We start from the raw sequence: 13,836 nt of genomic DNA, 5'->3' as shown, positions 1-13,836 counted from the left end.
ATGGAAAAAACAGTTAAACCTGTAAAAAGGATAGAAGGCTCACTAAGAGTTCCTTCTGATAAATCTGTATCCCATAGGTCTATTATATTACCATCACTGGCAGAGGGAGAGTCTGTTATTAAAAACTTTTTAAAGGCTGGAGATACTCTAACCACTTTAAATGTATATAGAAAGTTAGGAGTAGATATAGAAGAGAAAGATAACGTTATATACGTAAAAGGTAAAGGTTTAGAAGGATTAAAGGAGCCTGACGATGTTCTTGATATGGGAAACTCTGGGACTACAACGAGACTAACACTTGGAGTTTTAGCAGGACAAAATTTCTTTGCAACTTTAACCGGTGATGATAGTTTAAGAAAAAGACCTATGAAAAGAGTCGTTGACCCATTATCTGAGATGGGAGCAAAAGTAGATGGTAGAAAAGAGGCAAACAACCTTCCTATATCTATAAGAGGTGGAAAGTTAAAAGGAATATCTTACTTTAACAGTAAGATGTCTGCTCAGGTAAAGTCTGCCATTTTACTTGCTGGACTTTACGCTGAAACACCTACAGAAGTAGTAGAGCCTATAGTGTCAAGAGACCACACAGAAAAGATGTTAAACTGGATGGGTGCAAACATAGAGATAGATTTTATGACTGATGGTTATAAAGTTAAAATATCTAAAACAGATAGATTAAAACCTATCCATATAAACGTTCCAGCTGACCCTTCTTCTGCTGCCTTTTTTGCAGCTGCAGCTTCAATAGTTCCAAAATCAGAGATTATTCTTAAAGATGTTATGGTTAATCCTACAAGGGATGGCTTTTTTAGAAAGTTGAAAGAGATGGGAGCTGATATAGAATATAAAAACAAGAGAGATGAAGCAGGAGAAATTGTGGCAGACGTTATAGTAAAGTACAACGACTTAAAAGGTGTTAAAGTAGTAAAAGAAGAAGTTCCATCTATGATAGATGAGCTGCCTTTACTTGCTATAGTTGCAACTCAAGCTGAAGGAGAGACTGTTATAACAGGAGCTGAAGAGTTAAGAGTAAAAGAAAGTGATAGAATAAAAGCGATAGTAGAAAACTTTAAAAGATTAAACTTAGAGATAGAAGAGTTAGAAGATGGAATGGTAATAAAAGGTAAACAAAAAGTAAAAGGTGGTGTTGTAGATTCTTACAAAGACCATAGAATAGCCATGGGATTTGCGATTTTAGGTCTTGTATCTGAAGATGGTATAACTATAAAAGATGCAGACTGTGTTTACATATCTTATCCAGATTTTTTCAAACATTTAGAAAAAGTTTCCAAGTAGGAGATAAACGATGTTAGATATAGATAGAGCTTTATCTTTAGCATCAGACAAAGAGATTTTTCCAATTATAGACAAAGTACTACAAGGAGAGAGATTACCTTTTGAAGATGGGGTTAAACTCTTTAAAACGAATGATATCCTAACTCTTGGCTATCTTGCAAACTACATCACAGAAAAGAAAAACGGGAAGTATGCTTACTTTGTAATAAACAGACAGATAAACCCTACTAACGTCTGTGTTTTAGATTGTAAGTTCTGTGCTTTTGCCCAGATGGACAAAAACGACCCAAGAGCTTATGAGTTAAGTTATGACCAGATAGTGGAAAAAGCCAGATACGCAGTGGAAAACGGTGCAACTGAAGTTCATATAGTTGGTGGACTTCACCCTGAGTGGGATTTCCAAACTTACTTAAACATAGTATCTATAATAAAGAAAAACTTTCCAAACCTTCATATAAAAGCCTTTACAGCTGTTGAGATAGATTACTTTTCCCAAATCTCAGGACTTTCCTACGAAGAAGTCTTAATAAAACTAAAAGAAGCAGGACTTGGAAGCCTTCCTGGTGGAGGAGCTGAAATTTTTTCCCCAAACATCAGAAGAATAATAGCTCCTAAAAAGATAGGTTATAAAAAGTACTTAGAGATACACAAAACAGCCCATAGACTTGGCTTACACTCTACTACTACGATGTTGTACGGACATGTTGAGAGTTATGAAGATAGGGTAGACCATATGTTAAAGATAAGAGAAGCTCAGGATGAGACTGGAGGATTTACCTGTTTTATACCCCTTGCCTACCAACCAGAAAACAATGAATTACCTGTCTACGACTTTACAACAGGTATAGATGATTTAAAGACTATTGCAGTATCAAGACTTATGTTAGATAACATAGACCATGTAAAAGCCTACTGGGTTATGATAGGAGAAAAGACAGCTCAGGTAGCTCTAAACTTTGGAGCTGACGATATGGACGGGACTGTGATGGAAGAAAAGATAGCCCACTTTGCTGGTGCAAAATCCCCAACCCAGCAACAAAAAGAAAAACTTATAAGACTTATAAAAGAAGCAGGAAAAATTCCTGTAGAAAGAGATACACTTTACAACCCTATAAGAATCTATGAGTAAGATAAACTTTGAAACAAAAGAGTTAACCTTAAAAAATTATATTTTGGCTTTAGTTGTTGTTATCCTGTTTGGGATAGCCGTATTGGCTGTACTAATAGCAGTGCCTTACCTATTATTTTTACTGCTGAAAATATTATTTTTAGGTATAGAGTTTACCATTTTGTTTGTAGTTGTTTTTTGGATTGTTGTAGTTATACTTCTTTGGATTTTAAAGCTTAGCAAGTTAATGTAAGACCTCACATTTTTTGTTAAAGGTCTCTGGCTGGATTGTAATGTGGTTTATCCCTTTATTTTTTAAGTACACTTCCAAATCTTCTAAAAGCTCTTCAAAGTAGGCTAAATCATCTAAAACTATGTGGGCTGTAAGGTATGTATCGCTTGAGCTTAATCTCCAAACGTGAATATCGTGAATCTCTACTATATGGGGAAAGTTTTTTTCTATATCCTGAATAAGAGATTCTAAATCTATATTTTTTGGTACAGCTTCCATAAGGATAGAGTAGCTTTCTTTTAAACCCTTAAAAACCTCTTTTATAATGTACCCTACAAAAATTAAAGACAAAACAGGGTCAATCCAGTAAATGGAAAACAGGTACATAAACACTCCACCAACAACTACAGCTAAAGATAACAAGGCATCACTTAAAAGGTGTAAGTAAGCTGCTTTTATATTTATATCTTCGTGATGGTGGTCATCATGGTCGTGGTGATGATGAGTTTTTAAAATCAAAGCTGAAAAAAGGTTAATAACAAAAGCTAAAAAACCAAATACAATAACGTAAAAGCTTTTTACTTCTTCTGGATTTATAAATCTAACAACTGCTTCATAGGATATAAAAATTAACGTAAATAAAAGGACTAAGTTGTTGACAAAACTTGCCATCGCTTCAGCTTTTAAAAAGCCGTATGTCATCTCAAACGATGGCTTTCTTGAAATTGCGTACACAGCCACTAAGGCAACTATTAAACTTAAAACATCTTGAAAGTTATGGACTGCATCAGTTATTAAAGAAACTGAGTTTGAGTAAAGACCAAATATTATCTGTAAAACTACGATAAAAAGATTTAAAATCACTGCTATAAGAATTTTTGACTTTTTTTCTGTACTTTTCCTTTCTCTAAAAACGTTTTCCTTGTATATCATCTTTAACCTCTCGCTATTACGTAAGCGTAGATTTTTCCATCTGTTTTGTCCTTTATTAAATTGTAAATCTCTAAAAGGGTCGCACCTGTAGTTAAAATATCATCAAAAACTAATGTATTACCTTTTATACTGTCTACTGTTAGAGAAAAAGCATCTTTTAAGTTTTTAAACCTGTCTTCCTTGTTTAGCTGCATCTGAAAAGCTGTCTCTCTATGTTTTACAATGTAGTCTTTTACTAAAAAAGATGGAACTGCATACTTTAATATCTCTTTTAAGTGGTTAAATCCCCTTTCTTTTTGAACGTTTTTAGATATAGGAATGTAGAGGATGTTTTGAATTTTGTTTTTTCTTAAGTAGTCTTGTATATCGTCTTTTATAAGTAAACCTAAATCTTTGGCTAAAGGTTTAATCTTATTAAACTTCAGCTGCTTTATAGCATCTTGAATATAGTAGTAGTAAGTAAATACTTGAATATCTTCGTACTTTCTCTCTACTTTACAGTTATCACATATAGGGTACTCTTGAGCTTTTCCACAGCTTCTACAGTAGAATGCTACCTGTGTTTTTGATTGGTTTAAACAGTCTTGACATATCACGTTTTGATTTTCGAATATAAAAGGGTTTTTACATATTAAACACTCTTTTGAAAACAGTGTGTTTAAAACAGCTTTAAAAATCGTTTTAATAACTCTTCATCTCCTTCAAGAGTTTTTATAACTTTATTATAACAAAGCTTTTAGCTTACTTAAAAACTCTTGCAAGACTTTCTTTTTTGTGTACTTTTGTAAAAACTCTTGGTAGGCGTTTTCTGTTATAGTGTTGTAAAGGCTATTATCCTTAAGGACTTTTTTTATGCTGTCTACAGCTTGATTTATATTGCCTTTTTCTACAATTAAACCGGTTTTGTAGTTTTCTATTAGATATTTAAGATTTTCTACATCATAAACAACTACTAAACTCTTTACAGCAAAACCTTCTATAACCGTTCTACCAAAACTTTCTTCTCCTTTTGATAAAACCAGCACTACATCAGCTGCTTTCAAGTACCAGTGGGGGTTTACTACATTTCCAGTAGTTATAACTTTGTCTTGTAATGAGTAATTTTTAAATCTTTCTAAAGCTGGCTTTAAATCTCTCCCATCACCGATGATTAAAAATTTTAAGTTTTTAAATATAGTATGGAGCTCCTTACAAACTTCTACATAGTCGTATATTCCTTTTCCTCTGTCAACTTTACCTATAAAGGTTATTACAATCTCATTTGGAGATATGTTTAACTGTTTTCTTACAGACTGTTTTTCTTGGGAGCTGTAGTAAAACTTTTCTTCGTCTATAAAGTTTGGAAGGATTTCTATCTTGTTTTCTGGGACACCATCTTTTAAAAGCCTATTTTTACTTGCCTGACTTACTGCAAAAATTTTATCAACTTTAGGTAAGATAAACTTTTTATTGAAAAATGGTTGGTAGTTTAACATATGACGAAAGAGGATTATTTTTGAGCCTGACAGTTTCCCTGCTAAAAATGTGTTTATATACTCGTTTCCGTTGTTTCCTATTACAAAATCTGGTTTTAATTTTCTGGCAAGGTTTATTAGCTTTATGGTGTTTACCGGTGAAAACTCTGACTTTAAAGATATATAAAACTTATTTCTGTCGGTTGTGTTTTTGTCTACAAAACTTCCTTTTGCAACTGCTTTGTAGATTGTGATATCAGGAATGTTTTCAAGGTTATTTATAAAGTCTATAGAGTGGGCTTCTGTTCCACCGGGATTTGGATTTGGGTTTGCGTTAATCCAAAGAATTTTCATACTAAGAATTTCCATAAAAACTGTGGTAAAAGGTAGTGTCCAAAGACTGTGATTCTTTTTATTTGGTAAATATCTTTACTTTCTTCGTAAGAACCTTCTTGAGTTGTGAAAGCCATCTTATAACCTGCATCTGCTACTAAGTCTTTTATTCTCTCGTTGTAGTCTCCGTAAGGATAACAAAATGTTTTAATTTCTACACCTAACTTGTCTTCCAGTATTTTCTTAGAGTCTTCTATCTCAGCTTTTGCAGTCTTTTCCGGAATTTTTGTTAAATATGGATGGGTAATAGTGTGAGACCCTATCTCAAAACCTTCACTTACTAAAAACTTTATCTCTTCCCAGTCCATCAAGGGTTTTTTTACGTTAAGTTTCTCCCAGTCCCAGAGATTGTACTTACCTGTTAATCCTACTACTACAAATATTATTGCTTTTGCGTTGTACTTTTTTAAAATAGGGTATGCATTTCTTACAAAATCTCTATAACCGTCATCAAAAGTCAAAATTATATTTTTTTTACTTTTGTTAATCTCATCTGATAAAACAGTTTGAAAGCCTAACTTTTTTAAAAGTTTTATCTGGCTTTCAAACTTGTTAGGATTTACATAAAGGCTTTTTAGCTTAGCGTTTTCCGGTGGATAGTCTATATTGTGGTAGGTTAAAACCTTCATCTAAGATAAGAAGTTTTGCAGATGTTTTTTCAAGGCCACAGCCTTTAGCTTTTTTAAAGCTCTCTGTTCAAGTTGTCTTACCCTTTCCCTTGAAATACCGAGCATCTCTCCAACTTCTTCCAGAGTTTTTGGTTCTAGACCTTCAAGTCCGTATCTAAGTTTTATTATCTCTCTTTCTCTTTCGTCTAACACATTAAGAAGTCTCTCAAACTCTTCTTTCAAGGTACTTTCCACTAAATCTTTTTCTACGTCTTCTGTTCCTTTTTTTGATAAAATGTCAAGTAAAGTAAAGTCCTCTTCTCCACCTTCTCCTAAAGGCATATCTAAAGATATAGGTTGTCTAACTATTGCTAAAGCGTTTTTCACTTTTTTAACAGAAGTTTTAAGCTCTTTTGCTATCTCTTCTTCTGTAGGTTCTCTGCCTAAACTTTCTTTTAGTTTTTCATAGGCATTTTTTACTTTAGATATAAATAAAGACTCTTTAATTGGTATTCTTACAGCTCCTGTTTGCTGGAATATAGTCTGCATTATTGCCTGACGAATCCACCAAACGGCGTAAGATATAAACTTTACATTTTTATCCGGGTCAAAACGTTTAGCAGCTTCTATTAAGCCTAAGTTTCCAGCTGCTATAAGGTCTGTTAAAGGCACACCCCAACCCATAAAGTTTTTAGCAATATTTACAACAAACCTTAAATTCCCTTCTACAAGTTTTTTAAGAGCTTCTTTATCTCCTTTTTTTGCTCTGATGGCAAGCTCCCGCTCCTCTTCCGGAGTTAGCATAGGATACTTGCCCATCTGTTGCATATAAAGTTGTAAAGTTGTGAGTTCTTGGTCTTGATTTGCCATTTTAGACACCTTTGTTAAAAAACTATTATTAAATTATTTAATAAAGTTTATCATAAATCTATGAGATTTCTCAATTTAAAAACTCTACACTTCCATCAGAAAACTCAACTTTATTAAACTCTATTTCCACCTTTAAATCTGACAGTGGAGCGTCTTTTATGTACCTTAGGTTTGGCTTTTCAGGTTCGTATATTATTTCTAATGTTCTTCTAAATGTTTCTCCGGGTCTGATTTTGTTAGTTCTTATTATATCAAGTGGTTTGTAGATTTTTACAGGCTGGGTTAAAAGTTCATTTCCAGCTTTATCGTACACCTTTAAGTTGCCGTATATAACGTCAACATCTTTTTTAAAGTTTGATGTAAAGTTAAATACAAAGAGTATTTTGTCATCTCTATCGTAGAGTTTATTTTCCCCTTTATGAAACTTTTTTTCTAAAAGGGTGTACTCAACAGGTTTAACATTCTCTTTTAGTAAGATTGATTCTTTTTCTTTTCGTTGTATTAAAGGTTTGCCTTCAAGTTGAAGTATTCTCTCTTCAAGTTGTTTTACTTTCTTTTCAAGCTGGTCAACTCTTTCTTCTAACGATTGAGAAAATGAAAAAGTGAAGATAGATAAAACTGCTACAGTAGATAAAACTTTTTTCATGGGAAGCCTCCTATATAAGATTTTCGTTTACTTTATAGTTTACAGCTGTGATAATGTGTTTATCAAGTATCTCTTGGCTTTGTTCTAAATCTGCTATAGTTCTTGCAACTTTTATTACACGATGGTAAGACCTTGCAGTAAGGTTTAGTTTTTCTGCAGCTGTGTTTAATGTGTTTTTTGCACTTTCTGATAGGTTTGCATAAGCTTCTATGTGGGAAGGTGTCATTTGACTGTTAAACTTTATCTTTTCGTTTTTAAATCTGTTATTCTGTATCTCTACTGCTTTTATAACCCTTTCTCTTATCTCTTTTGAGGTTTCTTGGGGTTTGTTTGATGATAAGTCGGTAGTTCTTACAGGCATTACTGTAACAGATAAATCTATCCTGTCTAAAAGAGGTCCTGATATCTTTCCTAAGTATCTTTTAATCTCAGCTGGGGTACATTTACACTCTTTTACCGGGTCAAACCTATAACCACAAGGACAAGGGTTAGCAGCTGCTATAAGTAAAAAGTTTGCTGGAAAAGTAATTTTTCCTGTTGCCCTTGATATACTAACAACTTTATCCTCTAAAGGTTGTCTTAATACTTCAAGGGTTGATTTTTTAAACTCTGGAAGTTCATCTAAGAATAAAACACCGTTGTGGGCTAAAGAGACTTCACCGGGTTTTGGATAACTTCCTCCTCCTATGAGTGCTATATCACTTACTGTGTGATGAGGACTTCTAAAGGGTCTTGATTTTACGATACTGTCTTTAAGGACTCCTGCTACACTGTGTATTTTTGTTATCTCTATAGCTTCTTCAAAACTAAGGGGTGGTAGAATAGAAACAAACCTTCTTGCAAGCATAGTTTTTCCTGACCCGGGAGAGCCTATCATAAGCAGGTTATGAAATCCGGCAGCTGCTATCTCAAGAGCTTTTTTTACTCCGTACTGTCCTTTTACCTCTGAAAAATCACCAAAATGGTCCAACTTTTCTTCAAGTAGCTTTTCGTAATCAACTCTCTCTGGTTCTTTCTTTAAATAACCATTTAAAAAGTCCACTATATCTTTAAGATTTTTAAATCCGTAAACGTTTATTCCTTCTACTAATGCAGCTTCTTTTGAGTTATCCTGCGGAAGAATAAAGCTCTCAAATCCTTCTTGTCTTAATTTTATTGCTATAGGGAGAATGCCTTTTACCGGTCTTAGGTCTCCGTTTAGGGCAAGTTCTCCTATGAAGGCTGTTTTTTCTAACTTTGACTGGTCTATAAAACCGGATGATGTCAGTATTCCAATTGCTATAGGTAGGTCGTAAAGGGTTCCTACCTTTAGAATATCAGCAGGGGCAAGGTTTACGGTTATCTTTTTTACCGGAAACTTAAAACCTATGTTCTCTATGGCTGATTTTACCCTTTCTCTACTTTCTTTTACAGCTGTATCTGGTAGTCCTACTGTTATAAACTGGGGAAGTCCTTGGGTAATGTTTACTTCCACATCAACTATATAACCGTCTATTCCGAAAGTTCCTCCACTTTTAACCACCGACAGCATCTAACTCTCCACTCTCCCTTAAAGAGTTAACGTCAAGGGTATAGATATGGGATATTCCTTCTTTTGCAGAAACTCCTATAAGTCTGTCTGCAAAACTTGCCATAGCATCCCTATGGGTAACAACTATAAACTGGGCTTGGCTTGATAGTTGTTTTATAAGTTGTCCTACTTTTTTTGCGTTTGCATCATCTAAAGCCGCATCAACTTCATCAAAGTAGTAAAATGGAGCTGGTCTGTACTGCTGGACTGCAAATAAAAATGCTAAAGCGGTAAGAGTTTTTTCTCCTCCTGACATCATCTCAAGTCTTTTAACATCTTTACCTCTTGGTCTTGCTTTTAGTAAAACTCCACCACTTAACGGGTCCGATGGATTTTCAAGTTCTAAGTAAGCCTTTCCACCAGGAGAAAGTATTTTAAAGTTTTTATCAAGATTTTTATTTATGTTTTCGTACACTTCCATAAATGCTTGTAATTTTTTCTCTTCAAGGTTTTCTATGAGTTCTTCAATCGATTTTTTCTCTTGTATTAAGATGGTTAGTTTTTCGTTTATCTCGTTGTATCTTTTTAACTCTTCTTCGTAATCTTCTAAAGCTTTTTGGTTAACGGACCCTAAATTTTTCCTTTTTTCTTCCAGTGTTTTTAGTTGTTTTTCTAAGGATTTTATGTCAGCTTCTACAGGTTCTCCATCGTACTCCTGTTTAAGCGTTAGTATCTCTTCTTCCGTGTCTGTAAGTTTTTGTTGTAGTTTTGCTTTTTCTTGTAGAAGAATTGTTATCTCTTTGTTTATGTTTTCTTCTTCGTATCTTAGATTTTTTATTTTATCTCTGTAGTCTTGAATTTGGTTTATAAGATCGTCTCTTTCTTTTTCTGAGGTTTTTAAGTCCTTCCATAGCTCTGAAAGTTCTTTTGTTAAGCTTTCTATTTTTGATTTTACACTTTCTATCTCTTGATTTATTTGGTATAACTGGTTTCTTATTTCTTCTTTTTCTGTTTCTATCTGAAAGACTCTTATTTTAAGCTGGTTGTCTTTTTTGTCTATCAGTAGGTTTATCTGAGTTTCAATATCTTTTACTTTTTCTTTGAGTGAGTAAACTCTGTTTGCAGCTTCTTCCCACTGCTTTCTTAAGGTTGACAGTCCAGCTCTTTCTAATCTTTTTAATATTTCTTGTTTTTGATTTGATACAGACTGTAGGGTTTGAGACTGTTTTTCTATTTCTTGTTGTAGTTTTTCAATTTTTCCTTCGTATTCTAAAGATTGTTTCTTTAGATTAAATATTTCGTTTTCTAAATAACTTACTTTATTGTTCTTTGAGATTAGTTGATTTGTTAGTTCTTGTATTCTCTGGTTTATACTGGAAGCTTCTGTTTGTATTTTTATTAGAGTTTTTTCATTTTCGGCTATTTTGTTGTTTATTAGTTTTAACTCGTTTTGGATTGATTCTTCTTCTTTTTTTAGTTTTTCATCTTCTTCTTCCAGTTTTTGTTTTTCAGCTTCTAAGTTTGACCTGCCTATTGTTATATTTTGTCTTTCAAAACCTCCAGAGATAGCTCCAGACTTTTCAAAAAGTTCTCCTTCTAACGTTACCATTCTATAACTTCCTATTCCTATAGACCTTGCAGACTCGAAATCTTCTACTACTACTGTATCTTGGAAAACGTACTTTATGGCTTTTTCTATTTTTTTATCGTAATCTACAAAGTCTATTGCGTATCCAAGTAGACCTTTTTTAAATGGTAGTTTAGGGTTGTCAAACACTTTTATTTTGTTTAAAGGTATGAATGTAACTCTCCCTGCTTTTTCTTTTTTTAGTATATCTATACATTTTTGGGTTACGTAATCATCTTCTACAACTATATTTTTTAACCTACCTCCTCCTGCTACTTCTATAGCAGTTTGATACATTGGGTCTTTTAAAGATATAAGTTCTGATACTTGTCCGTAAACACCGGGAACTGATTTTAGTATTATAGATATTTTATCTTCTCTAAACTGGGATAGCTGGGCTAAGATATGGGCTAACTTTTGAAAGTTTTTCTCTAACTTTTCTCTTGTTTCTTTTAATCTTTTTTCTAATGTTTCTTTTCTTACTTTTAGTCTTGTTATCTCACTTTGTAAACCTTGGATTTGGGTTTGAGTGTCTTTTGTGTTTGATTTGATGTTCTCTATTGTTTTTTCAAGGTTTTCAATCTCTTCTTTTGTTTTGGCTAAGTCTTGGTTTAGGTTGTTTATCTTTTCTTGGGTTGTGTTTAGTTTTATTTGATACTGGGTTTTTTCATTTTCTAACTGTTTGATGGTTTCAAGGAGCTGTTTTTCTTGTTTTTCTATTTCTCCAAGGTCATTTTTTGCTGAACTTCCTAAAAACTCTATCTCTTGGAGTTGTTTATTCTTTTCTTCCAGTGTTTTTTCAGCTTCTTTTAACTCTTCTAAAAGTTTTGGAAGCTGTGATGAGAGATTTTTTATTGTTTCTTCTGTTTGGAGTATCTCTTTTATTTTTTCTTCTTTTTCTTTTTCTAAGGCCTTGAGTTTTTCTTGGAGTTGCTGAAGAGTTTTTTCAAGGTCATCTTTTTTTTCACTTAGAGATTTTACTTGGGCTGTTATACTTCCTTCTCTTTCTTTGATAGGCAAAAAAGACTCTTGAATATGGTTTAGTTTTTCTTCAAGTTGTTTTATATTGTTTATAATTTCTTTTTGGTTTTCTATGTTTTTTTCTTTTTCTAAGTATAGGTTGTTTATCTGGTCTTCTACTTGAGTTATTTGGTTTAATACTTCTTCTTTTTGTTTTAAGAGTAGGTAGAGTTTTGCTGACTTTATGGCGTTTTGTAGTTGTTGAATCTGGTTTTCTAAATCAATGGCTAAAAGGGCATCTTCTTTCTCTTTTTCTAACTTTTTTAGTGTATGGCTAATTTCGTTTAGTATGGCTTTGACTTTTTCTATTTTTTCGTTTGATTGGTTTAGGTCTTGTATGGCTTTTTGTTTTCTTTCTTCATACTGGGTAATTCCTGCTATATCACTGATTAGGTCTCTTCTTTCTGATGGAGTCATTTTTACAAATTTGTAAATATCTCCTTGGGTTACGATGTTGTAGCCTTGAGTTGGTATTCCTGCTAAAGTTAGGAGTTCTTCCACTTCTTGTTGTTTTGCAGGTCGTGAGTTTATTTTATAGGTTGATTTTCCGCTTAAATCTACTTTTCGTGATATGCTTACTTCTTCTGTGTTTAGAGGAAAAGCTCCGTTATTTTTAAATATTATTTCAACTTCTGCATAGGGAGCTGTTTTTCCTTTTGAGGAGAATATAAGGTCTGTTAGTTTGATGGCTCTCATTGCTTTGGCAGATGCTATTCCTAGACAGAAAACTATAGCATCTCCAAGATTACTTTTACCGGATCCATTTGGACCAACTATGGCAGTAAAACCTTCTCCTAAAGGGATAGAAAGATATCTTTCTCCGTAAGATTTAAACCCAAAAACGTTAATTCTATCTATGTATGCTTTTAACATGAAAAGATTATAGCATTAGTTATGGATTTTTATCAATTTGGTGTATGAGTTCTATACATCGTGAACACCTTCACCTAAAAATTTTATCATACTCCATAAACAATGTCTGCTGGTCTTTTGTATCCTAAAGAATGATGTGGCCTTATAAAATTGTACTTCCTTACATACTTCCTTAACTTCTTATTCATCTCCTCTAATGTGTAATCTAATCCCTCTATCAACCATAACTCCTCTTCTATTGTCCTTATCAATCTTTCTACAACACCATTAGTCTTTGGACTCCTTGGATAGCTAAAGTAATGCTCCACTCCTATATCCGTTAAATACTTGTTAAACTCCCCTAAAAACTCACTCCCGTTATCTGTTTGTACCCTCTTTATCTCAAATTCAAAATACTCATTTAACTCAATATAAAATTCTTTTGTTTTCTTTGAATTTTTACTTTCATATACCCGTGCAAAACAAAATCTGCTATACTTATCTATAGCTGTGAATTGGTAATATGTTGCACCTGCGATGTTCAGGTGTTTTACGTCTATTTGTACTACATCCCCTGGGGCTTGTGCTTGCAAGCCTCTTTTTGTCCTTTTCTTCTTTATACTCTTTTTTCTTTTGTTTTGTATTTTAATTGATTTTGTTCTCTCTATTAATCCTTCTTCTTTTAATACTTTATACACTGTAGATGGTGATACTTTTATGTTTTTTTCTTCTTGTAGATATGCCGATATTTTTTCTTTGCTCCAAGTTGGGTTTTGTTTCCTGACTTTTATTATTTGTTCTCTGTACTGATTTCTTATAGTTGGTTTTCTTGTGTTTTTTGGTGTTTTAGGTCTATCAAGAAGTCCTTCAAGTCCGTCTTTTTTGTATCTTTCAAACCATTTATAGAAGGTAGTTCTTGATATTCCGAAGTATCTGCAGGTTTTGGATATATTTTTTGTATCTTGGTAGTGCTGTATCCATTTTAGTCTTTTTTTGGCTTCTTTTGTTAAAGGAATGTCTTTAATCTTGTTTGATAGTTTTTTAGGAAAGAGTGTTGTCATATACATAGGGGGTTCCTATAATACCTTTCATATAACCTACCTCCTGTTTTTGTTGAAATTATTTTAAAGGGGTAGGTGTTCACTGTGTATTGAAACTTATACACCGGAATATATTTTTTCCTGTCGACCTCCGATCCTGCAAAAATCACTGGAGATAGACAGTGATTATTTTTCAATCACTTAACTCAATTAATCTCAATAAACCCCTTCTAATTGAGACTCAAAA

Annotated in this window: 12 protein-coding genes; 3 read left to right on the top strand and 9 right to left on the bottom strand. The window is 33.1% G+C overall.

Features of this window, described 5'->3' with window-relative positions; all coding sequences use genetic code 11:
- From aroA to SULAZ_RS04795, 3 genes are read left to right on the top strand one after another with little or no spacing between them, the layout of a single operon-like run.
- Nucleotides 1-1,296: a 3-phosphoshikimate 1-carboxyvinyltransferase gene (gene aroA, locus SULAZ_RS04805; RefSeq protein WP_012673995.1), complete on the top strand. Its 1,296-nt coding sequence runs from the start codon at nucleotides 1-3 to the stop codon at nucleotides 1,294-1,296.
- 10 nt (nucleotides 1,297-1,306) lie between these two features.
- The gene (gene mqnE / locus SULAZ_RS04800) at nucleotides 1,307-2,425 is read left to right on the top strand and encodes an aminofutalosine synthase MqnE (RefSeq protein WP_012673535.1); all 1,119 of its coding nucleotides are present in this window, start codon (nucleotides 1,307-1,309) and stop codon (nucleotides 2,423-2,425) included.
- Nucleotides 2,418-2,657: a hypothetical protein gene (locus tag SULAZ_RS04795; protein WP_012673899.1), complete on the top strand. Its 240-nt coding sequence runs from the start codon at nucleotides 2,418-2,420 to the stop codon at nucleotides 2,655-2,657. Before mqnE ends, SULAZ_RS04795 begins: the two co-directional genes overlap by 8 nt.
- Here SULAZ_RS04795 and SULAZ_RS04790 read toward each other — a convergent pair.
- From SULAZ_RS04790 to SULAZ_RS04750, 9 genes are all read right to left on the bottom strand, one after another.
- Nucleotides 2,649-3,569: a cation diffusion facilitator family transporter gene (locus SULAZ_RS04790; RefSeq protein WP_012674548.1), complete on the bottom strand. Its 921-nt coding sequence runs from the start codon at nucleotides 3,567-3,569 to the stop codon at nucleotides 2,649-2,651. The two genes, SULAZ_RS04795 and SULAZ_RS04790, sit on opposite strands and share 9 nt — an antisense overlap.
- Nucleotides 3,570-3,571: 2 nt before the next feature.
- Entirely contained in the window at nucleotides 3,572-4,222 is a 651-nt protein-coding gene (locus tag SULAZ_RS04785; protein WP_083758891.1) for a ComF family protein, read from the bottom strand.
- A gap of 69 nt (nucleotides 4,223-4,291) precedes the next feature.
- Nucleotides 4,292-5,377: a glycosyltransferase family 4 protein gene (locus SULAZ_RS04780; RefSeq protein ID WP_228357430.1), complete on the bottom strand. Its 1,086-nt coding sequence runs from the start codon at nucleotides 5,375-5,377 to the stop codon at nucleotides 4,292-4,294.
- A complete protein-coding gene (locus SULAZ_RS04775; RefSeq protein WP_012674872.1) occupies nucleotides 5,374-6,045 on the bottom strand; it encodes a polysaccharide deacetylase family protein in 672 nt (223 codons plus the stop codon). Before SULAZ_RS04775 ends, SULAZ_RS04780 begins: the two co-directional genes overlap by 4 nt.
- Entirely contained in the window at nucleotides 6,046-6,894 is an 849-nt protein-coding gene (locus tag SULAZ_RS04770) for a sigma-70 family RNA polymerase sigma factor (RefSeq protein ID WP_012674216.1), read from the bottom strand.
- A 70-nt stretch (nucleotides 6,895-6,964) separates the two neighbouring features.
- Entirely contained in the window at nucleotides 6,965-7,540 is a 576-nt protein-coding gene (locus SULAZ_RS04765; RefSeq protein WP_012674310.1) for a hypothetical protein, read from the bottom strand.
- Between the two features lie 10 nt (nucleotides 7,541-7,550).
- Nucleotides 7,551-9,071, bottom strand: coding sequence for a YifB family Mg chelatase-like AAA ATPase (locus SULAZ_RS04760; RefSeq protein WP_012673553.1), 1,521 nt, complete (start codon nucleotides 9,069-9,071; stop codon nucleotides 7,551-7,553).
- Nucleotides 9,055-12,570 (bottom strand): chromosome segregation protein SMC, encoded by a 3,516-nt coding sequence (gene smc, locus SULAZ_RS04755; protein WP_012674619.1) that lies wholly within the window; start codon nucleotides 12,568-12,570, stop codon nucleotides 9,055-9,057. Before smc ends, SULAZ_RS04760 begins: the two co-directional genes overlap by 17 nt.
- A gap of 86 nt (nucleotides 12,571-12,656) precedes the next feature.
- A complete protein-coding gene (locus SULAZ_RS04750; RefSeq protein WP_187145710.1) occupies nucleotides 12,657-13,610 on the bottom strand; it encodes an IS481 family transposase in 954 nt (317 codons plus the stop codon).
- Nucleotides 13,611-13,836: the final 226 nt, after the last annotated feature.

Origin of the sequence: Sulfurihydrogenibium azorense Az-Fu1 (assembly GCF_000021545.1) — a bacterium.
Classification (GTDB): Bacteria; Aquificota; Aquificia; order Aquificales; family Hydrogenothermaceae; genus Sulfurihydrogenibium; species Sulfurihydrogenibium azorense.
This window is presented reverse-complemented; position numbering and strand designations above follow the sequence as displayed.